The 23,195-nt window shown below is 63.0% G+C and carries 23 protein-coding genes; 14 read left to right on the forward strand and 9 right to left on the reverse strand.

The features are described from left to right. The first annotated feature begins 81 nt into the window (after positions 1-81). Positions 82-939 (forward strand): alpha/beta fold hydrolase, encoded by an 858-nt coding sequence (locus HY26_RS00065; RefSeq protein ID WP_112072673.1) that lies wholly within the window; start codon positions 82-84, stop codon positions 937-939. Here HY26_RS00065 and HY26_RS00070 read toward each other — a convergent pair. Then, positions 936-1,802, reverse strand: coding sequence for a DUF1499 domain-containing protein (locus tag HY26_RS00070; RefSeq protein ID WP_112072674.1), 867 nt, complete (start codon positions 1,800-1,802; stop codon positions 936-938). The two genes, HY26_RS00065 and HY26_RS00070, sit on opposite strands and share 4 nt — an antisense overlap. A gap of 286 nt (positions 1,803-2,088) precedes the next feature. On the opposite strand from HY26_RS00070, the gene HY26_RS00075 reads away from it, so the two are divergent. Together HY26_RS00075 and HY26_RS00080 are read left to right on the forward strand one after the other, a co-directional pair. Beyond that, positions 2,089-2,445 carry a hypothetical protein gene (locus HY26_RS00075; protein WP_146740143.1) on the forward strand — a complete coding sequence of 119 codons (357 nt, stop codon included), beginning with the start codon at positions 2,089-2,091 and terminating at the stop codon, positions 2,443-2,445. Continuing rightward, positions 2,442-2,972 carry a cytochrome c gene (locus HY26_RS00080; RefSeq protein WP_051600265.1) on the forward strand — a complete coding sequence of 177 codons (531 nt, stop codon included), beginning with the start codon at positions 2,442-2,444 and terminating at the stop codon, positions 2,970-2,972. The genes HY26_RS00075 and HY26_RS00080 overlap by 4 nt, the downstream gene beginning before the upstream one ends. 33 nt (positions 2,973-3,005) lie before the next feature. On the opposite strand, the gene HY26_RS00085 is transcribed toward HY26_RS00080, so the two are convergent. Both HY26_RS00085 and HY26_RS00090 read right to left on the reverse strand, forming a co-directional pair. Beyond that, positions 3,006-3,779, reverse strand: coding sequence for an SDR family NAD(P)-dependent oxidoreductase (locus tag HY26_RS00085; protein WP_112072676.1), 774 nt, complete (start codon positions 3,777-3,779; stop codon positions 3,006-3,008). Between the two features lie 5 nt (positions 3,780-3,784). Continuing rightward, positions 3,785-5,410, reverse strand: a complete 1,626-nt coding sequence (locus HY26_RS00090; protein WP_034768976.1) for a long-chain-fatty-acid--CoA ligase — start codon at positions 5,408-5,410, stop codon at positions 3,785-3,787. A gap of 256 nt (positions 5,411-5,666) precedes the next feature. On the opposite strand from HY26_RS00090, the gene HY26_RS00095 reads away from it, so the two are divergent. Beyond that, positions 5,667-6,449 carry a glycerophosphodiester phosphodiesterase family protein gene (locus tag HY26_RS00095; RefSeq protein ID WP_233351464.1) on the forward strand — a complete coding sequence of 261 codons (783 nt, stop codon included), beginning with the start codon at positions 5,667-5,669 and terminating at the stop codon, positions 6,447-6,449. Here the strand turns inward: HY26_RS00095 and HY26_RS00100 are convergent. After that, complete coding sequence (locus tag HY26_RS00100; protein ID WP_034768978.1) at positions 6,446-6,823, reverse strand: DUF4345 domain-containing protein; 378 nt, start codon at positions 6,821-6,823, stop codon at positions 6,446-6,448. The genes HY26_RS00095 and HY26_RS00100 overlap by 4 nt on opposite strands. 285 nt (positions 6,824-7,108) lie before the next feature. On the opposite strand from HY26_RS00100, the gene HY26_RS00105 reads away from it, so the two are divergent. Continuing rightward, positions 7,109-7,561: a glyoxalase superfamily protein gene (locus HY26_RS00105; RefSeq protein ID WP_034769249.1), complete on the forward strand. Its 453-nt coding sequence runs from the start codon at positions 7,109-7,111 to the stop codon at positions 7,559-7,561. Then, positions 7,561-7,992 (forward strand): DUF1330 domain-containing protein, encoded by a 432-nt coding sequence (locus HY26_RS00110; protein WP_112072677.1) that lies wholly within the window; start codon positions 7,561-7,563, stop codon positions 7,990-7,992. The genes HY26_RS00105 and HY26_RS00110 overlap by 1 nt, the downstream gene beginning before the upstream one ends. Here HY26_RS00110 and pdxH read toward each other — a convergent pair. After that, on the reverse strand, positions 7,983-8,654 hold the full coding sequence (gene pdxH / locus HY26_RS00115) for a pyridoxamine 5'-phosphate oxidase (RefSeq protein WP_034768981.1): 672 nt from the start codon (positions 8,652-8,654) through the stop codon (positions 7,983-7,985). The genes HY26_RS00110 and pdxH overlap by 10 nt on opposite strands. A 210-nt stretch (positions 8,655-8,864) precedes the next feature. On the opposite strand from pdxH, the gene HY26_RS00120 reads away from it, so the two are divergent. Together HY26_RS00120 and aroC are read left to right on the forward strand one after the other, a co-directional pair. Beyond that, positions 8,865-9,845 carry a malate dehydrogenase gene (locus tag HY26_RS00120; RefSeq protein ID WP_034768983.1) on the forward strand — a complete coding sequence of 327 codons (981 nt, stop codon included), beginning with the start codon at positions 8,865-8,867 and terminating at the stop codon, positions 9,843-9,845. A gap of 26 nt (positions 9,846-9,871) precedes the next feature. Then, positions 9,872-10,975 (forward strand): chorismate synthase, encoded by a 1,104-nt coding sequence (gene aroC, locus HY26_RS00125; protein ID WP_112072678.1) that lies wholly within the window; start codon positions 9,872-9,874, stop codon positions 10,973-10,975. A gap of 70 nt (positions 10,976-11,045) precedes the next feature. Here the strand turns inward: aroC and HY26_RS00130 are convergent, their stop codons facing one another. Both HY26_RS00130 and HY26_RS00135 read right to left on the reverse strand, forming a co-directional pair. Beyond that, the gene (locus tag HY26_RS00130) at positions 11,046-11,543 is read right to left on the reverse strand and encodes a porin family protein (protein ID WP_034768995.1); all 498 of its coding nucleotides are present in this window, start codon (positions 11,541-11,543) and stop codon (positions 11,046-11,048) included. A gap of 240 nt (positions 11,544-11,783) precedes the next feature. Beyond that, positions 11,784-12,857: a class I SAM-dependent methyltransferase gene (locus tag HY26_RS00135; protein WP_112072680.1), complete on the reverse strand. Its 1,074-nt coding sequence runs from the start codon at positions 12,855-12,857 to the stop codon at positions 11,784-11,786. A 119-nt stretch (positions 12,858-12,976) separates the two neighbouring features. Here HY26_RS00135 and HY26_RS00140 point away from each other — a divergent pair, with 119 nt between their 5' ends. Continuing rightward, positions 12,977-13,726 carry a glycine zipper domain-containing protein gene (locus HY26_RS00140; RefSeq protein WP_112072681.1) on the forward strand — a complete coding sequence of 250 codons (750 nt, stop codon included), beginning with the start codon at positions 12,977-12,979 and terminating at the stop codon, positions 13,724-13,726. Here the strand turns inward: HY26_RS00140 and HY26_RS00145 are convergent. Next, on the reverse strand, positions 13,720-14,451 hold the full coding sequence (locus tag HY26_RS00145; protein WP_112072682.1) for a TlyA family RNA methyltransferase: 732 nt from the start codon (positions 14,449-14,451) through the stop codon (positions 13,720-13,722). The two genes, HY26_RS00140 and HY26_RS00145, sit on opposite strands and share 7 nt — an antisense overlap. Positions 14,452-14,518: 67 nt before the next feature. Here HY26_RS00145 and HY26_RS00150 point away from each other — a divergent pair, with 67 nt between their 5' ends. Further along, positions 14,519-15,184 (forward strand): superoxide dismutase family protein, encoded by a 666-nt coding sequence (locus tag HY26_RS00150; RefSeq protein WP_233351471.1) that lies wholly within the window; start codon positions 14,519-14,521, stop codon positions 15,182-15,184. Here HY26_RS00150 and HY26_RS00155 read toward each other — a convergent pair. Next, the gene (locus tag HY26_RS00155) at positions 15,177-16,064 is read right to left on the reverse strand and encodes an aminoglycoside phosphotransferase family protein (RefSeq protein WP_112072683.1); all 888 of its coding nucleotides are present in this window, start codon (positions 16,062-16,064) and stop codon (positions 15,177-15,179) included. The two genes, HY26_RS00150 and HY26_RS00155, sit on opposite strands and share 8 nt — an antisense overlap. Positions 16,065-16,145: 81 nt before the next feature. Between HY26_RS00155 and HY26_RS00160 the strand changes: the two genes are divergently transcribed. The 4 genes from HY26_RS00160 (at position 16,146) to HY26_RS00175 (ending at position 23,190) form a co-directional block, all read left to right on the forward strand. Continuing rightward, positions 16,146-17,684, forward strand: a complete 1,539-nt coding sequence (locus HY26_RS00160) for an amidase family protein (protein ID WP_112072684.1) — start codon at positions 16,146-16,148, stop codon at positions 17,682-17,684. Between the two features lie 12 nt (positions 17,685-17,696). Further along, positions 17,697-18,686, forward strand: a complete 990-nt coding sequence (locus tag HY26_RS00165; RefSeq protein WP_112072685.1) for a CorA family divalent cation transporter — start codon at positions 17,697-17,699, stop codon at positions 18,684-18,686. A 185-nt stretch (positions 18,687-18,871) separates the two neighbouring features. Then, entirely contained in the window at positions 18,872-19,948 is a 1,077-nt protein-coding gene (locus HY26_RS00170) for an efflux RND transporter periplasmic adaptor subunit (protein WP_112072686.1), read from the forward strand. Then, a complete protein-coding gene (locus HY26_RS00175; RefSeq protein ID WP_112072687.1) occupies positions 19,945-23,190 on the forward strand; it encodes an efflux RND transporter permease subunit in 3,246 nt (1,081 codons plus the stop codon). Before HY26_RS00170 ends, HY26_RS00175 begins: the two co-directional genes overlap by 4 nt. Positions 23,191-23,195 lie beyond the last annotated feature (5 nt).

The following is a 23,195-nucleotide window of genomic DNA, read 5'->3' on the forward strand; positions in this document are numbered from 1 at the left end:
GGAGAAGCCCGTGACGGCTCCGCCGGCCTCTTGCCTGACCTGTGAAGGCCCGGCACACTCCCCGTAACGGGAGGACAATCCATGCGCCGGAAAACAGCCATCAGCGCTGTCATGCTCAGCCTTGCGCTGACTGCCCAGCCAGCCGCATGCGCCTCCCCGCCAGTGGAGACCGAGATGACAGCCCCCAAGACCCATGCCTTCCAGTCGTTTGACGGCACCACCATCTCCTATCTTGAGCTTGGCGACGGGCCGGTCGTCCTGTTGCTGCACGGCTTCACGGCGAATGCGGACACGAACTGGGTCCGGCCGGGCATTGCGCAGAAGATTGCGGACGCAGGCTATCGCGTCATCGCGCCGGACATGCGCGGCCATGGCGCCTCGCCGGTGCCGGACGATCCCGCCAGCTGGCCGCGTGATGCCATCGCCCGCGACCAGATCGCCCTGATGAAACACCTCGGCGCCGCACCCTATGCCGTGGTCGGCTACTCCATGGGTGCGATCAGCGCGCTGCGCTATGAGCTCCTGACAAGATCCAGCAACCGGCTTGTCCTGGGCGGTGTTGGGGACTCCGTCGCTGATGAGAGAAATTCAAGCCGCAATGACGGCTTCCGGGCGGCCATCGAGTCCGCGATGCGCGGAGAAGATACACCCGGTGCAAAAGCCATCCTCGCGCGGGCGAAAGCCACCGGCGGCACGCTGGAAGGCTATCTCGGCGCGCTGTCGGCCCGGGTCTATACCGGGCGGGACCTGCTGGAGACATTCGACCTGCCCGTCCTGGTGGTCACAGGCGATCAGGATACGGACAATGGATCCGGCGAAGCGCTGGCACAGATCATCTCCGGCGCACGATACCAGCAGGTCACCGGCACCCACGTATCCGCCGTGGGTGACCCGGCGCTGCCGGAGGCGATCATCGCCTTCCTGAATGAAGGGCGCTAGAGCCGCGCTTCGAAATCTTCGAGGAACAGTTTCACACGCTTGGCGTTGGCGCCGAGATCCGACAGGCCGACGCGGCTGACAGAGCGGACATCCACGCGCGAGCCGCCTTCGCCTTCCGGCATCACGCGGATCATCACGTCGTCCTTGAACTCGAACCAGAAGGTCGTGTCGGTGGCTTCGATCCGGCCCTCTTCAGGCTCTGCCGTGACAATGGTCCAGCCCCGGTCGTTCACTGTTTCCAGCGCAGCCTGATAGGCGATGTCGAACGGCACGGCCGGCAGGATCACCGTCTCCAGCTGCGGGTAAGGCGCCGCGACTTCTTTTTTCTGAGTGTCAGGGTCGAACTCGGCCTGTTCCTGCACTTCGGAGACAAGGCGCCCTTCCATGCCCGGCCAGTTGCCTTTGGCACCGTCGGAAATGACGGGGGCTTCCTCGATTTCGTTATAGGCGCCTGTCGAGGCCCGGGCCGAGAGCAGCGCCGGGGTCGGCATGATTGGTTTTGTCCAGTCGGTCTGGATGTCGTGCAGCGGCGGCAAGCGCTTGGCGTTCTCGCCAGCAGCAAACAGGCGTCCCATGGAGAGACCGGACACAAGCAGGGCTGCCAGCGCCAGGATGAAGGGCCGTTTGCGCGGCGCCATGACCAGCGAAACGATGATGGCGATCATGGAGACCGCGAGCGCCGCCATGACGATTTTCGGGCCCCAGCCCATGGTCAGCGTCCCAAAGCCAGTCCGCCAGTCCCAGAGGCCGAGCTTTGTGCCGCCCGCGGCGATGAAGAACCACAAGACTCCGAATATCGCGAAAGCAAGCGCAAAAGCCGAAAACCGGCCGCGCCAGCCGCCATTCTGCGAAATATCTGACATGGGCTTCCCTCTCCCTGTTGGTCTGCCGAGGCATACAGCGCCTATACGGCCTTGTCGCCCTAATTGGATCAAAACTGCGTGAGTTGCGTTCCAGCACCTTCGCCCACAAGCGCTGGTCGCGCTCGGGCAATTCTCCTGATTTCTGAGTGGCCCGGCTCGTGTCGGGGAGAGGCGATGAGGGACTGGCGCAGGAAGTCCGGCCTTTCCGCCGGGCCGTAAACCTTCTCAATTGCCGGAAGGGCGTTTCTCTGAGACACTGAGGCCATATTTAACGGGAGGTATCATAATGCGTAAACTGAGTATGATTCTCATTCCGCTTGCACTCGCCGGGTGCGAAGCGATGGAAATCCGCGAATCCCAGAAGGCACCGCTGTCCCAGCAGATCGACGAGGGCCGCGGGGTTGCCTCTGCCGTCTGCGCCAACTGCCACGGCCTCGACCATCAGGACGCGCTGCGCGCCGACACGCCGGCCCTGCGCCATGTGCTCAACAATTACGATGCCGACACGCTGCACGACAATTTCGAGGAAGGCCTGAAGGTCGGCCACCCGGACATGCCGCAATTCCATTTCGGTCCGCTCGGCGCCGACGTGCTGCTGACTTACTTGAAGAGCATTCAGGAGCCTGAGCCTGCAGACGGTTGACCGGCTTCACCTGGCTGGAACCACAGCCGGGTGATATCCGTAACATTCACGAATTGCGTTCGGCGTCGCATCGCGCGATCATGGGTTCTTGTCCGGTAAAGGAGAGCGCCATGCGCCGCCTGATCTATGCACTTGTTCCGCTGTCCCTGCCCCTGATGGGCTGCGTGCAAACCTCGCCGTATGAAGCGGAAATCGCCGAGGTGACGGCAGAGGAGAATCTGGGCCTGACCGGCCTGCCCGTCGCCGAGGAGGTCGAGCTCGGCCGCCAGATCGCCTCGTCCCAATGCGCCGATTGCCACGGCATCGACAAGGAAGATCCACGCCGCACCGACGCCCCGGCGCTGCGCTATATCCTCGCCGATTATGACGGCGATGCGCTGGCCGAGGATTTCCGCGACGGCCTGAAAGTCGGCCATCCGGACATGCCGCAATTCCAGTTCGGCCCGAAAAGCACCGACCTCTTGCTGAGCTACCTGATGAGCATTCAGGAGCCGGACCCGTCGATCCACGTGACCGACGAGGGCTGAGGCCTACCTCACCATTGCTTATTTCGCCATTCCCTACTTCGTCTGGCCGCCATCCACAGGCAGGATGGCGCCGGTGATGAAGCTGGCCAGCGGGCTCAGCAGATAGGCAGCGGCTGATCCGATCTCGTCCGGACGCCCGAAACGCTGCAGCGGGACTTCGCGGCGGATCCAGCGGGTCCACGCATCGCCGCGCGGGCCAGTGGAGCGCTCTTCCCAGTCCCCGCCCGGGAAGATGATGTTGCCCGGCGCAATCGCATTCACGCGGACGCCGGAGGGGCCGGCCACGCGGGCCAGCTCCTTGGCGAGATGGTTCATCGCCGCCTTCGACGTGCCATAAGTGACCGGCGTACCGAGCGCACCAAGGCCCGCAATGGACGAGATCATCAGGATCGAGCCCTCTCCGCGCGGCTCCATCTTCCGGAGGCTTGAGCGAGCGAGGCGGAAGGCGCTGTCGAGGTTCTGCTGAAGGCCGGCCGTCCAGGTCTCGTCGTCCACCTCATAGCCGGGCGGGCACGGATGCAGGCCGACATTGGCGACAGAGCCCCAGAGCGGATCGAACTCATGCTCGATTGCCTCGACCATCTCGTCGATGGTGCGGCTGTCGCGCAGATCCCCTGCCCGGGCCCAGACCTTGTGCTCACCATATTGGGCCGCAAGGCGGGCGCGCTGGGCTTCCAGCGCCTCCTCCCCGCGCGCCGCCATGGCGACCTTTGCGCCTTCGGCCAGCAAGGCCTCGACAATCCCAAGGCCAATACCGCGGCTCGCGCCGGCGACAAAGACCACCTTATCTGTCAGGCCGAGATCCATGACGCTTACGCCGTCGGCAGCTTGTAGTCTTCAAACGTCTTGCGCAGGGCCAGCTTGTTGATCTTGCCCGTGGCGCCCAGCGGAATGTCGTCGACAAAGGCGATATCATCCGGGGTCCACCATTTGGCGATCTTGCCCTCCAGCGCCGCGAAGATTTCCTCCTTGGTCGGATTTTCACCTTCGACCGGTTGGATGATCAGAAGCGGACGCTCGTCCCATTTCGGGTGATAGATGCCGATGGCCGCTGCGTTGGCAACTTTCGGATGGCCGACAGCGATGTTCTCGATGTCGATGGAGGAGATCCACTCACCGCCGGACTTGATGACATCCTTGGCGCGGTCGGTGATCTGCATCGTGCCGTATTCGTCCATATTGGCGACGTCACCGGTATCGAAATAGCCGTCTTCGTCCAGCACATTGCCGCCGGCACCTTTGAAGTAGGCGCCCGCAATGGCAGCGCCGCGCACCAGGAGGCGGCCGGAGGTCTGGCCGTCCCAGGCGAGTTCGTTGCCTTCATCGTCCTCGATCTTCAGCTCCACGCCGAAAGGCGGGCGGCCTTGCTTCAGCTTCTGCTTCATGCGGGTGTCGATGTCGGCATCCACCATGTGCGGCGGCAGCGTGCCCAGCGTGCCGAGCGGCGAGGTTTCCGTCATGCCCCAGGCGTGGACGACGTCGACTTCATAGTCTTCCTCGAAGGCGCGCAGGATCTTCTCCGGCACGGCCGACCCGCCGATGATCACCTTTTTCAGGTGCGGCAGTTTCAGGTCGTTCTGCTGGAGATGCGTCAGCAGCATCAGCCAGACGGTCGGCACGGCAGCGGTGATGGTCACTTTTTCGGTGTCGAGCAGCTCATAGATCGAGGCGCCGTCCATCTGCGCGCCGGGCATCACCATGTTCGCGCCCGTCGCCGGGCAGCTGAAGGTCAGGCCCCAGGCATTGGCGTGGAACATCGGCACCACCGGCAGAACGACATCGTTCGCGCCCATGCCGATGGCATCGCGCTGCATGGTGATCATCGTGTGGAGCACGTTGGAGCGGTGCGAGTAGAGCACGCCTTTCGGGTCGCCCGTCGTGCCGGATGTGTAGCAGAGGCCGCAGGCTGTATCTTCCGGGAAGTCACCCCAGCGCACATTGGTGGAGCGGCCGTCAATCCAGATGTCGAACGGCACGGCGCCCAGCGTGTTTTCCGGCATCGTGTCGGCGCCGGCATAGATGACGAACGACTTCACCGTCGGGATCGTGTCCTTGATGGCCTCGACGACGGGCAGGAAGGTCTTGTCGAAGATCAGCACCTTGTCTTCGGCGTGATTGATGATCCAGGCGATCTGCTCCGGGTGGAGGCGCGGGTTCACCGTGTGCAGCACGGCGCCGATGCCCATCGCGCCATACCAGGACGCCATGTGGCGTTCGGAGTTCCAGCCAAGCGTGGCGACGCGGTCGCCGAGGCCGATGCCTTCATCCTTCAGCGCGGTCGACACTTGCTTCGACATGTCGAACAGGTCGCCATAAGTGATGCGCTCGATGTGCCCTTCCACGCGGCGCGTGACGATCTCACGGGTCGGATTGACCCGTTTGGCATGCTCGAGAATTTTGTTCGTCGTGAGCTGCCAGTCCTGCATCAGGCCTTTCATGCCATGTCCTCCATTTGCGCCTTACGTGGCGTCATTGTGCTCTAGCGGAAGTGTGTGTATGCGCGCGGATGACGCGAGGCAAGGAATTGAGGGTCGCACCATGAAAACTTTTGCATTTTCCGTGATGTCGCTGGCCCTGACGGCCTGCGGCGCAGCTCAGACAGGCCCTCAGCAAGCCGGCGGAGAGACCGCAAACATTTCCTCCACTGCGCTTCCTTTGCCGGAATATTTTGACTGCCTGCGTAAGAATAAGGGGATGGCTATTGCCGCCCATCGCGGCGGGCCAGACGCAGGCTTCCCCGAGAATGCGATCGAAACCTTCCAGCACGGATTCGACAAGGGCATCCGCGTGTTCGAGATCGACATCGCAGAGACCCGCGATGGCGTGCTGACGCTGATGCATGACGACCGGCTGAACCGCACCACGACCGGCTCCGGCTATGTCTCCGACACCGACTGGGAGACGATGAGCGGACTGGAGCTGGAAGACGATGACGGCCGCCGCACCGGCTTCAATCCGCCGAAATTCACCGACGCGCTGCTCTGGGCAAAACAGACCGGCGCCGTGCTGGAACTGGACAAGAAACCGACCACGAGCTTCCGCAACATCGCTACCGCCGTGAAAGCCGCAGATGCCTTAGAGAATGTGATCTTCATCACCTATAATGACGACCAGGCCGCCGAAGTCGCCGCAATTGACCCGGGCTTGATGATGACCGCCTCCGCCTATGGCGACCGGGATGTGGCGAAGCTGGAAGGCCGCGGCATCGACCGCACCCGCCTGATCGGCTGGACCGGTGTCGACGCGCCGAAACCCTATGCCTGGGAAAGGCTGATGAAGGTTGGCGTCGAGCCGGCTTTCGGCACGCTGGGCCGGCCGGGCGAACGGCTGGATGACGTCTATCTCGCCGATGGCGATGCCAGCGAATACGACGCACTTGCCGCCGACGGGCTCGTCCTGCTCGCCACGGACGAGCCCTATCGCGTGGCTGACCTGATCACCGCCGACGATGTCGGCCGGGAGGCCTGCGGGCGCTAGGCCTTCGCAGCGACCGCGCGCTGCCAGACCACGAAGAGCACCGGCACGACCAGTTCGATGCCCATGCCAACCATCAGGTCCTGAGAGGGCGCGCCCATCGTCATGTAGGAGACGACGCGTCCAAGGCCGCCAATGAAGATCGCCGCGCTGATCAGGAACAGCGTGCGGCCATGTTTCTCAATGGCCGGGATGATTGACCAGAGCAGGAAAGCGACGACAAGGTACATGCCGGAAAAGTACCGGTACTGATTGTCGAGATCGATGGTGACGCCTTCGGGCGACAGGCGCCCTGCCCCGTGCACGAAGCCGAGAATGGCGAACACGACCGGAATGATGGAAAAGACGCCGAGAAAGACCTGCAGGCCACGTTTCATGGATACCCCCTGAGTTAAGACGACCCGGTCATAAATTGCCATGCCGACTGCCAATTCCTAGCCCGGACCCGCCGGACATGGCAATGATTGACGTTGCGACCCGAAAGGATTATGTGACGCTCCGGGCTCTGGGACGCCCGCCGCTCGCGAGACAAATATCTTACGGTGAAGATCCCCCGGCGCGAAAGTGCCGCGACGCGTAAAGACGGAACACCGGTCCAGCCGGCAGTCCCGCGGCAAGGCGAGCCCCGCTGATAAGTGACTGCCCGGACAAGGATGATTCCGATGTCTTATCTATCGATCTCAAATCGCGACCAGGCGAAAGCCCGTGCGCGTGAATTGCGGGCAGAACTGGCAGCGGCCGGAACGCCCATCTCTCATTCCGAGGCACTGGAATGCGTCGCGAAAGAACTCGGCTATCGCGACTGGAATACGGCCTCGGCCCGCCTGTCGAACATGCCCGAAGTTGTGTTGCAGGTCGGCGACCAGGTGGCTGGGCGCTACCTGAAGCAGGCGTTTGATGGCCGCGTTCTTGCGGTTCGCGAAATGGCTGGTGGCTCGGCGTTTGAAGTGACGCTGGAATTCGATGACCCGGTGGATGTGGTCGAGTTCGAAAGCTTCTCGGCCTTCCGCAAACGGGTCACCGCGACGGTTTCCTCCGCAGGCGTTTCGTTCTCGAAAACCAGCGATGGCGTGCCGCACCTCGTTGTGGAACGCACATCGATCGGACTGGTCTGATGGCCTATCTTGCTCCGACGCAGGAACTCGGCCGGCGCTTCGTGATGCGGGGCCTGACCGGGAATGTCATCATGCTGAACCTGATCCGCTTGCGGACAGTCGCCGACTATTCGGACTTTCCGGACCTTGCGCCGGAAAGTCCGATCAGCGGCCGGGCGGCGTATGATCTCTATATCGAGCATACGCTGCCCTTTCTTCAGAAAAGCGGCGGACGGCTGGACTTTCTGGCGGAAGGCGGCAGCTGGCTGATCGGCCCGGAAGACGAACGCTGGGACCTTGCCCTTCTGGTACGCCAGAAGGACATGGAGACTTTCTTCGGCTTCGAGCAGGACCCGGACTATATGGAAATCCTCGGCCACCGCACGGCAGCCGTCGAAGATTCACGACTTCTGCCTCTCGCTGAACTGCCGACATCCGCGAATTACGGATAAAGCCGACCGGTCTCCCAGGCATCGCCCTTCCGCGCGAACCGTAACCGGTCGTGCGAGCGGAAGGCCTGGTCCTGCCAGAACTCGATCTCGACAGGTGTCAGGCGGAAGCCGCCCCAGAATTTCGGGCGCGGAATATCCGGCCCGTCACCATAGATTTCGGACAGCTCAGCAATGCGCTGTTCGAAAACGGAGCGATCCGGCAACGGGCGCGATTGGTCGGATGCGATGGCGCTGATCCGGCTCTGCGCCGCGCGGGTAGCAAAGTACTCATCCGCCTCGGCGTCGGTGACCCGTTCGACCGTGCCGCGAATGCGGACCTGGCGACGGAGGCTCTTCCAGTGGAAGCCGAGCGCTGCCACAGGGTTCGCCTTCAGCTGCTGGCCCTTGGCGCTTTCAAGATTGGTGAAGAAGACGAAGCCGGCCGGCGTCACTTCCTTCAGCAGTACGACCCGCACATCCGGCATGCCATCAGCGTCGACCGTGGCCAGCGACATCGCGTTGGAATCGTTCAATTCCTTGGCGCGGGCTTCGGCCATCCAGTCATTGAACAGGGCGAACGGATCCGTCACGTTGGGGATCAGCGGCTTGCCCGTCGGGTCCGTGGCATAGTCTGAAGCGCTCGGGCTTGGGGGAATAACGGCCTTGTCGGTGGTACTGGTCATGACGGGAATGTCCCTTTGTGGCGGCCTTTTACGGTCTGAATCTGCTGCCGATATAGGCCATCAGGGGCGGAATGCCCACTGTGACACCTACGTATAAGGGCGGCAGGTAGACTGGTTATCTGCGGCATCCGCGCAGCACGGCTTGCCCTCCGGCGACAAATTCGCCATGTGGAGGCCACAGAATTCAGCTCTGCAAGAAGGACCCTCCCTGTGAAACAGCCTGTCAAAGTTGCCGTCACTGGTGCCGCTGGCCAGATCGGCTACGCCCTCCTCTTCCGCATCGCCGCCGGCGACATGCTTGGACCGGACCAGCCGGTCGACCTGCAGCTGCTCGAAATCACCCCGGCCCTCGGCGCGCTTGAAGGCGTGATCATGGAGCTGAAAGACTGCGCCTTCCCGCTGCTGAACAATATCGTCGCTACCGACGATCCGAACGTTGCCTTCAAGGACGCGGACTTCTGCCTCCTCGTCGGCGCCATGCCGCGCAAGCAAGGCATGGAGCGCAAGGACCTCCTGTCCGCAAATGGCGGCATCTTCGGCCCGCAGGGCAAGGCGATCAACGACCACGCCTCGCGCGATGTAAAAGTGCTCGTCGTCGGCAACCCGGCCAACACCAACGCCCTCATCGCCCAGCAGAACGCACCGGACCTCGATCCGAAGTGCTTCACAGCCATGGTCCGCCTCGACCATAACCGCGCGATGAGCCAGCTGGCCGAGAAGACCGGCACGCACAACACCGACATCAAGAACATCGTGATCTGGGGCAACCACTCGGCCACCCAGTATCCGGACATCCACCACGCCACCGTCAAAGGCGCAGCCGCCAAGCCGATGGTCGACGATGCCTGGTACCAGGACACCTTCATCCCTGACGTGCAGCAGCGCGGTGCGGCCATCATCAAGGCGCGCGGAGCCTCCTCTGCCGCGTCGGCCGCCTCGGCCGCCATCGACCATATGCGCAGCTGGGCGCTCGGCACGCCGGAAGGCGAATGGGTGTCCATGGGCATCCCGTCGGACGGTTCCTACGGCATCGCACCGGGCGTGATCTACGGCTATCCATGCACCTGCAAGGACGGCAAGTACGAGATCGTGCAGGGCCTCGAGATCAACGACTTCTCGCGCGCCAAGATGGACGCCACCGACGCCGAACTGCGTGAAGAACGCGCCGCCGTCGAGCACCTGTTCAGCTAAGCGCTGACTGGCCATCAAGGGCAGCCATGTCTCACAACACGTTCGGCCATCTCTTCCGTGTGACGACCTGGGGCGAAAGCCACGGGCCGGCCCTCGGATGTGTGGTCGATGGCTGCCCGCCCGGCCTGCCGCTGGATGAAGCCTTCATCCAGCAATTCCTGGACAAACGCCGCCCCGGCACCTCGCGCTTCGTCACGCAGCGCCAGGAGCCGGACGCGGTGAAAATCCTCTCCGGCGTCTTCGAGGACGACCGGACACTTGAAGAATTTGGTGGCCCGGTTACCACGGGCACACCAATCTCGCTGATGATCGAGAACACCGACCAGCGATCCAAGGATTATGGCGAGATCCGCGACCGCTACCGGCCCGGCCATGCCGACTATCCCTATGACGCCAAATATGGCGTGCGCGACTATCGCGGCGGTGGGCGTTCCTCTGCGCGCGAAACAGCCGCCCGGGTCGCCGCTGGCGCTGTGGCCCGCCGCGCGCTGGGCGATGGCATCGTGATCCGCGGCGCGGTCGTACAGATCGGCCCGCATGCGATCAACCGCGACAACTGGAACTGGGACATCGTCGAGGACAATCCCTTCTGGTGCCCGGATGCGGACATGGTCCCGAAGTGGGAAGACTTCCTGGACGCGACGCGCAAGGCGGGCAGCTCCACCGGCGCTATCGTCGAAGTGCAGGCCAACGGCGTGCCTGCCGGCTGGGGCGCGCCCATCTATGGCAAGCTCGACGGCGAACTGGCCGGCGCCATGATGAGCATCAATGCCGTGAAGGGCGTCGAGATCGGCGCGGGATTTGGCGTCGCCGCCCTCTCCGGCGAAGAGAACGCCGACCAGATGCGCGCGGGCAATGACGGCCCCCTCTTCCTGTCGAACAATAATGGCGGCGTCGCTGGCGGCATCTCCACCGGCCAGGATCTGATCGTCCGCATCGCCATCAAGCCCACATCTTCCATTCTGAACGAGGTCCAGTCCGTCACCCGCGACGGCGAGAATGTGGATGTGCGCACCAAAGGCCGCCACGACCCTTGCGTCGGTATCCGCGCCGTGCCGGTGGCCGAGGCCATGATGGCCTGCGTACTGGCCGACCAGAAACTGCGCCACCGCGGCCAGACCGGCAACTGATCAAAAAACAAAAAAGTCCCCGGTGCCGCAGCACCGGGGACAGCGTATTCCCGTTGGAGAGGTGGGAAGCTTAGAATTTCATGATGCCGCCGATGGCAATCACGTCGGCATCGGTGTCGTCGCCCTCATAGCGGGTGACGTCTGCGCGCACGCCGAAGCGGTCGTTCAGATAGACCTTGCCGCCGACGCCGTAAGCGAAGCCATCATCGCTGCCGGATGCACTGCCGAGGCCCGGGACATCGACATTGTAGTCATTGCTGGCGTAACCGGCCCGGGCGAACAGGTCGACGCGTTCGGCGACAGGCATCTGGACGACACCGAAGGCTGCCAGCGAATTGTCGAGTTCGACTTTGGCTGCGCCGACATTGTCATCACCAATACCGACCGAGGCTTCGCCTTCCACACCGACATGCGGGTTGAAGAAATAGGTGCCGCGCGCGGTGAGTGCGTCGAGGTTAGCACCGTCTGCATCGAAGTGCGAATAGCCGAGGCCAAGCTCGACATTTCCTTCGGCAAAAGCGGGGGCCACGACAGCGAGGGCGGCAATTGAAGCAAGTGCAAGTTTCATTTTTTTACTCCTGTGTCCGCAAGATTGCGTGGGCATGAACTAGGCCTGTTTCAGCTGAAAAGAAGCTTACGGAAACAGCATCTTCGCATGCTGTGATCCGCCTGTGGCGGCGCCACAACACTTTGTGAAACCTCGGTAATTTACTGAAATGTGAGTGGCAGAAACCTTGTGAACACCTATGCCACACGGCTGCCACAAACCGGTCACGCATCGATCACAGGGCTTAAACGAAAGGCCTCGTCAGTCAGGCCGCCGCCAGGTTGTAACTTTCGTCAGGAAAGCCAGCTGTTCACGTTCTTTGACAAAGCCCTGCGCGGTGGCCGCATCGGTCACATCCCAGGCGAGGTAGGAGTTGTAATAAGGCTCGTGGAAGCCGTGCGGGAAATATTCCAGCACACTGTCGACCCCGTCATAATCTCCGAACTGAAGACTGTCCGCCAGCACGAACAGGCCACCTGGCTTCAGTACACGGAATACCTCCGCCAGCACCGGCGCACGCACTTCCGGCGGTAGTTCGTGGAACAGAAAAATGGAGACGACAATATCGCGCGAGGCATCCGGTAGCGGCATGGCTTCTGCGGCTTCGTGGAAAACCTCCACCTGCTGCCAGGGCGCAAGCCGCTTGCGAGCAGCGTCCGTATAGTTCGGGGACAGATCAAGTCCGGCGGCCTGCAGTCGCGGCCAGACATTCATCACCGTCTTCAGGAACCGCCCATTGCCGCAGGCGACATCCAGCAATGAAACGCCTCGCTGATCCTGGCCTTTCAGTTCGCGCGCAATCTCGGCCAGCGCTGCACGGCGCATCGCGTCTGCCGTGCCGGTGAACAGCGCCTCGACCTGCGTGTCATAAAGCTCTGCGCTGTCATCGCTGAACCAGCCGCCGGACTGGTAGTGGAAATTCTGGCGGTAGTACTCGGGATAACGGTTCGAGCCTTCCGGCAGCGCCGCCTGCACTTCCGTGCCGTTCCGTTCCTGCCGGCGGCGTTCCACCGCTTCGACATCGGCCTGGAAGGCACGGGCGGATTTCAGCGCATTGGGAAGCTGTACGATGCTGACATCGCGCGGCGCGGGATAGAGACCCGCCTCGACATTCCGCCGGTCCTGCAGGAACAAATCGAAATAGGCCTTGCGCAACCGGGCCATGTCCGGCTTGCCGCGTGTCGGAGCGAAATCCGGATCATCCGGCCGGTAAAAGCCGGTCGTGCGGGATTTCGCCGCCCGCATCTGCGCCGCATACCAGGCCGAGCGCATCCCCTGCGCCGCCGCATAACGGGCGCGTCCTGCTGCAAGGGCGGCACGATTGAACAGTCCCATGACCTGAATATGTGGGCGCTGCTGGCGCGCGTCCAGCCTTCAGGTCCGGTTCAGGTTGGCTTTGCCAGTGTGGCTCTCAGACTGGTGGTCCTGCGGCCACCGGAAAAGGAGAACATGAGATGGTGAAGTCTCTTCTGATCGGCGGTATCGCCCTGGCGGCCGTCAGTGCTGCTCCCCTCGCGGCTTCGGCGCAGGCCTATGGCTACAACACGCCCTACAATTCGGCCTGTGAGCGCCAGAACAAGGACAACAAGACTGCTGGCACGGTGATCGGCGCAATTGTCGGCGCAGCAGCCGGCGGGGCCATCGGCAACAATATCGGCGACAATGACAGCCGCTGGCACTACAACCGCTATGGCCGTCACGGCCGCTACGGCTATTGGGACAAGGGCAACAATGACGGCGAAGTCGTCGCCGGCGCGCTGCTCGGCGCGATTGTCGGCGGCGTCGCCGGGAATGCGATGGCGTCCAGCAGCTCGACGCCGTGCCAGGTCGCCACGCCTTATGGCGGCAGCTACCGCGCTGACTATGGCGCCTATCCCTACATCGCATCGGAATATTCCGGCAGCTCGATCCCGCAAACGACGGAAGGCCTCTATGGCAGGCCGCAGGACCTGCGTACGCATCCGCGCGCAACAGCGCCCGCACCGGCCAGCTACCCCTCCTCTTATCCGAGCTATCCGGAAACACCTGCGCCGCGCGCGTCAGCGCCGGCCCCTGCCCCTCAACCTGAGGAATGCCGCACCGTCTGGCGTGAAGTTGAGCTGCCGGACGGCCAGGTGATCCGCGATCCGGCCACAGCCTGCCGTGAAGGCTATAATGGCGAATGGGAAATCATCGACGAGGACGAGCTCTACGGCGGCTACTGAGTCTTCACCGCATGAAACAGGCGCTCGGCATTGCCGTCGCCGCCAGAAATCGGGCTGGCTGTCCAGGCATGGATGGGCCAGCCTTTTTCTTTCATCCAGGCCTCGAACCGCTCTGCCGCAGCATCGGCGGCCGCAATGTCCGTGACGATGCCGCCCTTGCCGACATGATCCCGGCCGACCTGGAATTGCGGCTTGAACAGGCCGACGAAATCCGCCCCCGGCGCGGCGAGCGACAGCGGCACCTCCAGCAGCTTTTCGAGCGAGATGAAGCTCGCATCGCAGACGAGCAGCGACGGCGGCTCCGGCAGCATCTCCGGTGTCAGGCTGCGCGCATCGGTCGCCTCGTAATTGGTGACACGTGCGTGCCCGGCGATACGCGGGTGCAATTGGCCGCGCCCGACATCGACGGCGATAACATGGCTTGCACCGTTCATAAGAAGCACCTCTGTAAATCCACCGGTCGAGGCGCCGATGTCGAGGCACACGCGCCCAGCCGGGGCGATGCCGAAGGCCTCCAGCCCGCGCGCCAGCTTCAGCCCGCCACGCGAGACATAAGGGTGGGCCGGGTCCGCCTCGATCACGGAGTTGGCTGAAATGTCCTGCGCAGGCTTTGTGACCTGCACACCATCCACGCGCACGAGGCCTGCTTCGATGGCTGCGCGGGCACTGGCGCGGCTTTCGAACAGGCCAAGTGTTACCAGCAGGCGATCTGCACGATCTTTCATGGAACAGGTCTTCCCGACACACGTTGGAAGCATGCTATAGCAAAGACCCGTAAACAGGAGACTCCCCATGATCAGCCGCATTGCCCTTCTCGGATCCGCCATCGCCCTCGGTGCCTGCGCGAGCGTCGCCCAGGCAACGCCGCAGGAAGCCGGTAGCGAGACTCCTCCCGCAGCCACCGAAGACGCCGCACCCGCCATGCCGATGGAAATGATGAACCACGAGGGCATGATGGACCATGAGGGCATGATGCCCGACATGCCGGGCCCGGCCGACGGCGTCTTCCCGACCATGGCCCGTGGAACGGCCGACATGATTGGCCTGGAAGGCCAGAGCATCGGGTCTGCGAACCTGCTCGACGGACCGAACGGACTGATGATCCGCCTCGAACTCGCCCCCGGCAGCCTCGCCCCCGGCTGGCACGGCATCCACCTCCATGCCACTGGCAATTGCTCGGATGTCGGCATGTACAAGATGTCCGGCGGCCATGTCGGCAAGATGGAAGGCGGACATGGCCTGCTGAACCCGAAAGGGCCGGAGAATGGCGACCTGCCGAACATCTGGGCGGCCGCCGACGGCTCGGCCGGCTATGAAGCCTTCACCACGCTCGACACGCTGGGTGCCCTTGTTGCCGATGACGGCTCAGCCATCATCATCCATGAAGGCGAAGACGACCACATGACCCAGCCGATCGGTGGAGCTGGTGCCCGCGTTGCCTGCGGCGTGATCAAGTAAGGTCCGCGCTCAATCTGCGGAGCGTGTCGGCGCCCATCTTCGCATGGCGGGGATGGTCGTGCCGGCCCGTCTCCAGCAGGATGACCCCATAGAAGACAGCCCAGCCGCGCGCCCGGGCCAGTGTCGCATCGCTCATGCCATAGGTGTCGATGGCCGTGCGCCGGGCATCTGCAGATTCAAACAAGCCCCAGACCGAGGCGAGGTCGCTCGCCGGATCACCGGCACAGAGATCTCCCCAATCGATGAAAGCGGCGAATTTCCCGTTCTGTACAAGGACGTTCCGCGCATGCACGTCGCCCGCCACCCAGAGACGCGGCAGGTCTGTCGGCGCCGCCAGCCCCGCGTCCCATGCCCGACGGATTGCTGGCGTGATCGTGTCCGTTTCTGTTGCGAGCACCGCCATGCGACGCTCGGTATCCTCCCGCTTGTTGCTAAGCGGGCAACCGCGCACATCACTATCCGGTGCCTCGTCGGGAGCAAGCTGGTGCAGGGCTTTCAGAAAGTGCGCGAGGATGGGCGCTTCTGATGCATCCGGCGGCGCCAGGTCTGCCGTCTCCCCCTCGATCCAGCGCAGCACACTCCACGCATAAGGGTATTCATCCTGCGGCTGGCCCGTTCGAAGCGGAACCGGAACAGGCAGCGGAAGATCCGGTGCAATCTCTGGCAGCCAGCGCTGTTCATTGCGCAAGAGCTGGTCGGCGACACCGCGGCGTGGCAGGCGAAGAGCGAGGTCTTCCCCCAGGCGCACCATCACATTATCCCACCCTTCCCCCGCGAATTCGAGCGGCAGGTCAGCAAGGTCCGCGTGTTGCGCCTGCAGCAGCTTGCGAACCAAAGCTTCGGTGATGTCAACTTCGGCTGCGGGTGATCCTGTCGTCATCCCTCTCTCCTCTTGCACTGCGGGGCGCTCCGTTACACCTTGCCGGCCCACAAAGCAAAAAACAGAATCGGAGCGAAACACATGGCACGGATCACGAGACGGGGCGTCTTGCTTGGCGGAGCCGCGATGAGCGCACTGGCCGCCTGCGGCCAGACTGGAACCCAGACGGCACCGGAAGCTGCGGTCGGCACCGCAGCAACACCGGCCGCCGCGCCTGTCGCCCCCACCTCGTCCGTACCGGCCGGCTGGATCGACGGCACGGAAATGGCCGCGCGCATTGCCAGCGGCGAAACGACCTCGCTGGCTGAAGTCAACGCCGCCATCGCCCGCACCAATGCTGTCAATGACAAGCTCAATGCCGTTGTGACCGAAATCTTCGATAGGGCCCGCGCTGAAGCGGGCCACACACCGGCCGGTCCGTTCCAGGGCGTGCCGACCTTTATCAAGGACCTGCACAACTGGAATGGCGCCGAAACCTGGTATGGCAGCCGGGCGTTCAAAGGCTACAACCCCGGCACGGACGATCCGCTGCCCGCAAAGTGGCGCGCTGAAGGCGTTGTCGTGCTCGGCAAATCCACCTCTCCGGAAATGGGCCTGATGGCGTCCAGCGAGGCGCTGGTGACCGGAGAGACCTGCAATCCGTGGGATACGACGCGCATTGTCGGTGGGTCTTCCGGTGGCGCAGCGGCGCTTGTTGCCGCGCGCGTCGTGCCGTTTGCCCATGCCAGCGATGGCGGCGGCTCGATCCGTATCCCGGCCAGCACCTGCGGTGTGTTCGGCCTCAAGCCGTCCCGCGGCCAGCTGCCCGCCCATGGGCCGGAAGCCCCGCCGGTCGACATTTCTGTCCAGCATGCGGTCACCATTTCTGTTCGCGACTCCATCAGCCTGTTCCGCGACACGCAGGTGAATGACGGCACATATGCGCCGCTCGCTGCAGACCTGAAGCCCGTCGGCCGCCGCCTGAAAATCGGATTCACGACCGACGCCTATGCCGGCACACCGGTCGCCCCGGAAACAAAAGCCGCCCTGGAAGACGTTGCCAAACTCTGCACCGACCTCGGCCACGAAGTCGTCGCCTGGAAGGCGCCCTTCTCCGGCGAGGAATTCATCGACCGCTTCCTGCTCTATTGGGCCGCCGGCGCCGCCGAATTCGCCCAGCAGGCGAGTGACTTCTCCGGCAAGCCGGTCGGCCCGGACATTGTCGAACCCTGGACACTCGGCCTGACCAACATGTTCCTGTCGCGCCAGGACGAAATGGACGCGACCGTCGCATGGCTGAAGAATTTCGAGTCCGTGTACGACACCGGCTTCTCCGACATCGACGTATTGCTCACGCCGACGACCGGCAGCCCGGCCGTCAAACTCGGCGAACAGGCTCCAACGGTCGATTATGAAATCCTGTATGACCGTATCATCACCTTCGCGGCGTTCACGGCGCCGATGAACGTGTCGGGGGCTGCCTCCATGAGCGTACCTCTGGCCTGGACCGATGGCGGCCTGCCCGTTGGCGCGATGTTCTCAGGCAAGCGCGGTGACGACCAGTTGCTCTTTGAACTGGCACTGGAACTGGAACAGGCACGGCCTTGGGCCGGCAAAATTCCTCCGGTTTCCGCTTTCTAACCGGAGATAGTGATGGAGCCCGGAAACAACGAACCGCTTCTCTTCGGCTTCGGTTTCGACGAGGCCGGGCACCACACGCCCCTGACCTGGGATGAGGTTCTGGAAGGCGAGCACGCGAAGTTCAAGCGTGTCTGGCTTCACCTCAACCGGCACTCCGCCCAGGCACAGGGCTGGCTCTACCGCAAGAGTGGCCTGGACCGCGTGACCGTGCAGGCGCTGCTGCAGGAAGAGACGCGTCCGCGTGCCGCGCGCCACGGACGCGGCTACTTGATCAATCTGCGCGGCCCGAACCTCAATGAAGGGGCAGATGTCGAAGACCTCGTCACCCTGCGTATGTGGGCCACTGAGGACGTTTTGATCACCCTGCGTGCCCGGCCGGTGCGCTCGGCCTCGGACGTCCGCAAGCTGGTCGAGGCAGGAGAGATCGACACTTCCACTGGCGCACTGGTCGCTGGCATTGCCGACCGGCTGACCGACCGTATGGAAACCGTGCTGGACGATTTCGACGACGAAGCCGACCGGTATGAAGATGAACTGCTGGACCCGAAAACACATATCGACCGGTCCGTATTGCCGGATTTCCGGCGGCGGGTCCTGCAGGTGCGCCGCCACATCATGCCGCAACGCGAAGCGTTGAGTACGCTGGTGCGAGATGGCGCACAGTCCGGCCTGTTCAGCGAACAGGACCTGCTCTTCCTGCGCGAATCCGCGGACCGGATCACGCGGCTCACAGAACTGGTTGAAAACATCCGGGAACGATCCACCGTCCTGTATGAGGAAGCGATCCAAAACAGTACGGAAGAAACCAATCAACGCCTGTTTGTGTTGGCGATCCTGTCGGCCGTTTTCCTGCCGATCAGTTTTGTGACCGGACTTTTTGGCGTCAATCTGGGCGGGATTCCCGGTGCCGGCAGCCCGGCAGCCTTTATCACGCTGGTCGTGGCGCTGGCTGTATCGGTCGTTGGCACGCTGGCCCTATTGCGTTGGCAACGCTGGATTTAATCCGCGACGGATTTCCAAATTCCCTACGTTAGAGATTAACCAACGCTTGCCGCTTGTTGGTAAACTGATCCCGTCTGTTTGCCGTATGGCAAGATGGGGGGTGTTAAGGAAATTTGCGTGCGGCGGTTCTTCATGCGACCTGCCGCCCTATATTTGCTATTCGTCCGCGGGAAGGACATCCAGACGTGAACCGTTCGACTATCATCGCCGCAACGATCCTCGTAGTTATCGTGGCCTATTTCGGGCTGCGCAGCGTGATGCGCGGAAGTATTTCTTCTCACAAGGAAGAGCCCGTGGCCGCGCGCACCGATGATGTGCCGTCTGCCGTGATTGAAGCGCTGAGCGCCGAACCGCACATGATGCGGATCAATGCCAAAGGCCGCACAGAGCCGGACAAGAGCGTCACCGTGAAAGCCGGAACCACGGGTACGGTCATCTCGACGCCGGCCCGCGAAGGCAGCTTCGTGAAAGCCGGAACCCTTCTCTGCGGCCTCGACGTGGAAGCCCGGGCGGCCCGCGTGGAAGAAGCCAAGGCCCAGCGCGCTTCTGCTGCAGTCAGCTATGAAGCAGCCGCCAGCCTCGCCGAAAAAGGCCTCGGCCCGGCCAACCAGGCAACCGCCGCCAAAGCGCAGCTCGATGCAGCCGAAGCCGCTCTCAACGCCGCAAAAGTCGAACTCGGCAAGACGCAGATCCGCGCGCCGTTCGACGGAATTTACGAAACACGTCTCGCGGAGGCAGGTGATTTCCTGTCGCCCGGTCAGGCCTGCGGCGTGCTGGTCGACATGGATCCGGTGATCGTTTCGGTTCAGGTCTCCGAAGCAGAGGCAGGCAAGCTGAAAGTCGGCATGAGCGGTGAAACGCTGCTGGCCGATGGCCGCCGTTTCCCGGCCACGCTGCGCTACGTCGCGCGGACGGCTTCCGGTACGACGCGGACTTTCCTGGTTGAAGCCAAGCTGGAGACCGGTGATGCCATTGTCGCGGCCGGGGTGACGTCGCAGCTGATCATTCCGGTTGGGGATGTTCAGGCAACGAAGATATCCGCCGGCCTGCTCACCCTGTCAGATGCCGGACAATTGGGCGTGCGCTATGTCGACGACACAGACACAGTCCGCTTCGCGCCTGTCGCTGTGATCGACGAAACACCGAATGGCGCCTGGGTTACGGGCCTGCCGGATCAGGCAAATGTCATCTCGCTGGGCCAGGACTATCTGTCTGAAGGCGCCCAGGTCGAACCGGTGCCCGCCAGCGGAGCCCAGCCATGACGAGTATCGTCGACGGCGCCATCGGGCGGGCACGTATGGTGCTCGCCATCCTGATCTGCGCAGTCATCGCGGGTGCCGTCACTTATGCCAAGCTTCCCAAGGAAGCCGACCCGGACATTCCGATCCCGTTTGTCGTGATCACCGTACCGCTGGCAGGTGTGACACCGGAAGACGCCGAACGCCTTCTGGTGCGACCGATCGAACAGGAAATCCAGTCCATCGAAGGCCTGAAAACCTTCAATGGGTATGGCTCTGAAGGCGCAGGCACGCTGCTGCTGGAGTTCGAAATCGACGTCGATGTCGATCAGGCCGTGCTGGACGTGAAAGACAAGGTGGACCTCGCCAAGCGCTTCTTCCCGCAGGACGCGCGCGAGCCGGTGATCCAGGAATTCAACGCCTCGCAATTCCCGGTCATGGTGGTGAACCTCTATGGCGAAGCGCCAGTGCGCGGTCTCAATGACATCGCCGAGAAGCTGCAGGACAAGCTGGAGCGCAATGCCGGTATCCTCGAAGCCCGCATTCAGGGCCAGCGCGAGGATGTGCTGGAGATCGTCATCGATCCGGCCATGCTGGAAACCTACAACATCTCCTATCAGGAGATTTACAACATTGTTTCGTCGAACAACCAGCTGGTTCCGGCGGGCGAGATCGACACCGGTGACGGCAGCTTTGCGGTCAAGGTGCCGGGCCTGATCCGAACGGCCCAGGACGCGTTGAACCTGCCCATCAAGCGCACGGAAAATGCGGTCGTCAGACTGCAGGACGTTGCCGAAATCCGCCGCACCTACAAGGACGCGACGGGCTTTGCGACCTTCAACGGCAAGCCGGCCATGCTGATTGAAGTGGTGAAACGCTCTGGCGCGAACGTTCTGGATACGGCCAATTTTGTCCGCCAGACGATTGCCGAGGAACAGGCCAACTGGCCTGCAACGGTCCGGGCAACGGTCACCTCTGACACGTCCGAAGAGATCGGCAACCAGCTCGGCCAGCTGCAAAGCTCCATCGTTACCGCCGTGCTGCTCGTGATGATTATCGTCGTCGCCGCGCTTGGCTGGCGCTCTGCCCTGCTGGTCGGCATCTCGATCCCGGCCTCTTTCGTGATGGCTTTCCTGCTGCTCGGCACGTTCGGGTTCACGATCAACATGATGGTCATGTTCGGCATGGTGATCGCCGTGGGTATCCTCGTCGACGGCGCCATCGTCGTGACCGAATATGCCGACCGGAAAATGGCCGAAGGACTGGACCGCAAGGACGCCTATGCCATGGCCGGCAAGCGCATGTTCTGGCCCGTCGTCTCGTCCACGCTGACGACGCTTGCTGCCTTTGTGCCGTTCCTGTTCTGGAACTCCATGCCCGGCAAGTTCATGGCCTATCTGCCGCTGACGCTGATCTGTGTCCTGACGGCGTCTCTGGTGATGGCGCTTATCTTCCTGCCGGTTCTGGGTTCTGTCATGGGCGCGCGTCCGGAAGGCACGGACGCAGACCTCGCGGCCCTCGCCGCAGATGCAGACCCGGCAAAGGCCACAGGCTGGGTCGGCTCGTACGTGCGTATCGTCAAATCCCTGATCGCCCGTCCGTGGATGGTGACCGGCGTCGCCATCGGCTCTGTGATCTTCATTTTCATGTGGTTCGGCTCCACACCGCACCGCTCCGAATTCTTCCTCGATATCGAACCTGAACAGGCCTTCGTCTTCGTCCAGGCGCAGGGCGCGCTTTCGGCCGAGGAAGAGAAGGAACTCGTCCGGCGCGCCGAACTCGCAGTCGCGGACATTGATGGCATCGAGTCCATCTCGTCCCGCTCAGGCTCTTCCGGCGGCAGCGGCGGTGTCAGCTTCGACGGTGCCAATGACCAGCCGCTCGACACGATCGGTCGCCTGTTGCTGGACCTTGCAACGGCTGACGGTTCCCATGACGGACGCAAGACTCTTGAAGCCGTGCGTGAACGCCTCCAGCAGGTGCCAGGCCTTCGCTTCCAGATCCAGGCTCGCGAACAGGGCCCGCCCGCGGGCAAGGATCTGCAAATTGCGCTCCTGTCGGACAATCAGGCCGCCCTCGACGAAGCAACGGCCCGGCTGCGCACCTATGCCGAAAACCGCGGTGATTTGCGCGAGCTTGACGATACGCGTCCCCTGCCCGGCATTGAATACCGTCTCGAAGTGGACCGGGCCGAAGCCGGCAAGTACGGCCTCGACGTCGCCCAGATCGGTGCAGCGGTGCAGCTCGTCACGAACGGCATTCTCGTTGGCCGCTACCGGCCGGACGATGCCGATGATGAAGTCGATATCCGCGTGCGCTTCCCGAAAGACAGCCGCAGCGCGTCTGCCATCGACACACTCCGTGTCGCCACGGCCAACGGCAATGTGCCGCTGAACCTCTTCGTCGAGCGCGTGCCTGCGCCGCGCGTCAGCCAGATCGAGCGGCTTGACGGCAAGCGCGTCTACTATGTCCGCGGCAATGCAAGGGAACAGGGCGCCGGTGCCGCGATCGTGCAGGAAGTGCGTGACTGGATCGACCAGGCGGGCTTCAGTTCCGACGTCGAAGTGCGCTTTGAAGGCGCTGACGAGGACACCAAGGAAGCCAATGCCTTCTTCGGCGGGGCCGCCATGGCTGCCCTGTTCATGATGGCCGTGATCCTTCTCTGGGAGTTCAACAATTTCTGGCAGGTCGTGCTGACCCTGTCCGCCGTGATCATCTCGACCTCGGGCGTGCTGGTCGGTATCCAGCTGGTGCTGCCTTATATGTCGATCCTGATGATCGGTACCGGGATCGTTGCGCTGGCGGGCATCGTGGTGAACAACAACATCGTTCTGATCGACACCTACAATCGCCTCCGCAAGGATGGCCGCAGCCCGGAGGAAGCCGCCATTGCGACGGCCGCCCAGCGGATCCGTCCCATCCTTCTGACGACCGGCACGACGATCTGCGGCCTGCTCCCGATGGTGTTCGAGATGAGCGTGAACTTCGGCGAGGGCGCCATCAATTTCGGCGGCTCTGAGGCCGAATGGTGGGTTCAGCTGGCCACGGCGGTCGTGTTCGGTCTCGCCTTCTCGACCATCATGATCCTGCTGGTCACGCCGGTCTGGCTGCTCGTGCCGCACCGGACGGGCAACATGATCCGCCGGATCGCGGCCCGCGTTCGCGGCCAACGCCCGGCAGACGAAGTGCGGCTCCTGCAAAATGGCGAACCGGCCAATGACAAGTCCGACGAAAAGCCGGACAGCGCCCTGCCGGCAGCGGAGTAAACAGC

This window comes from Hyphomonas sp. GM-8P, from assembly GCF_003263315.1.
GTDB lineage: Bacteria > Pseudomonadota > Alphaproteobacteria > Caulobacterales > Hyphomonadaceae > Hyphomonas.

Coding starts and splice junctions, on each gene's coding strand:
- HY26_RS00065 (WP_112072673.1), top strand. CDS start 82: ATGCGCCGGAAAACAGCCATCAGCGCTGTCATGCTCAGCCTTGCGCTG.
- HY26_RS00070 (WP_112072674.1), bottom strand. CDS start 1,802: ATGTCAGATATTTCGCAGAATGGCGGCTGGCGCGGCCGGTTTTCGGCT.
- HY26_RS00075 (WP_146740143.1), top strand. CDS start 2,089: ATGCGTAAACTGAGTATGATTCTCATTCCGCTTGCACTCGCCGGGTGC.
- HY26_RS00085 (WP_112072676.1), bottom strand. CDS start 3,779: ATGGATCTCGGCCTGACAGATAAGGTGGTCTTTGTCGCCGGCGCGAGC.
- HY26_RS00090 (WP_034768976.1), bottom strand. CDS start 5,410: ATGAAAGGCCTGATGCAGGACTGGCAGCTCACGACGAACAAAATTCTC.
- HY26_RS00095 (WP_233351464.1), top strand. CDS start 5,667: ATGGCTATTGCCGCCCATCGCGGCGGGCCAGACGCAGGCTTCCCCGAG.
- HY26_RS00100 (WP_034768978.1), bottom strand. CDS start 6,823: ATGAAACGTGGCCTGCAGGTCTTTCTCGGCGTCTTTTCCATCATTCCG.
- HY26_RS00105 (WP_034769249.1), top strand. CDS start 7,109: ATGTCTTATCTATCGATCTCAAATCGCGACCAGGCGAAAGCCCGTGCG.
- HY26_RS00110 (WP_112072677.1), top strand. CDS start 7,561: ATGGCCTATCTTGCTCCGACGCAGGAACTCGGCCGGCGCTTCGTGATG.
- pdxH (WP_034768981.1), bottom strand. CDS start 8,654: ATGACCAGTACCACCGACAAGGCCGTTATTCCCCCAAGCCCGAGCGCT.
- aroC (WP_112072678.1), top strand. CDS start 9,872: ATGTCTCACAACACGTTCGGCCATCTCTTCCGTGTGACGACCTGGGGC.
- HY26_RS00130 (WP_034768995.1), bottom strand. CDS start 11,543: ATGAAACTTGCACTTGCTTCAATTGCCGCCCTCGCTGTCGTGGCCCCC.
- HY26_RS00135 (WP_112072680.1), bottom strand. CDS start 12,857: ATGGGACTGTTCAATCGTGCCGCCCTTGCAGCAGGACGCGCCCGTTAT.
- HY26_RS00140 (WP_112072681.1), top strand. CDS start 12,977: ATGGTGAAGTCTCTTCTGATCGGCGGTATCGCCCTGGCGGCCGTCAGT.
- HY26_RS00145 (WP_112072682.1), bottom strand. CDS start 14,451: ATGAAAGATCGTGCAGATCGCCTGCTGGTAACACTTGGCCTGTTCGAA.
- HY26_RS00150 (WP_233351471.1), top strand. CDS start 14,519: ATGATCAGCCGCATTGCCCTTCTCGGATCCGCCATCGCCCTCGGTGCC.
- HY26_RS00155 (WP_112072683.1), bottom strand. CDS start 16,064: ATGACGACAGGATCACCCGCAGCCGAAGTTGACATCACCGAAGCTTTG.
- HY26_RS00160 (WP_112072684.1), top strand. CDS start 16,146: ATGGCACGGATCACGAGACGGGGCGTCTTGCTTGGCGGAGCCGCGATG.
- HY26_RS00165 (WP_112072685.1), top strand. CDS start 17,697: ATGGAGCCCGGAAACAACGAACCGCTTCTCTTCGGCTTCGGTTTCGAC.
- HY26_RS00175 (WP_112072687.1), top strand. CDS start 19,945: ATGACGAGTATCGTCGACGGCGCCATCGGGCGGGCACGTATGGTGCTC.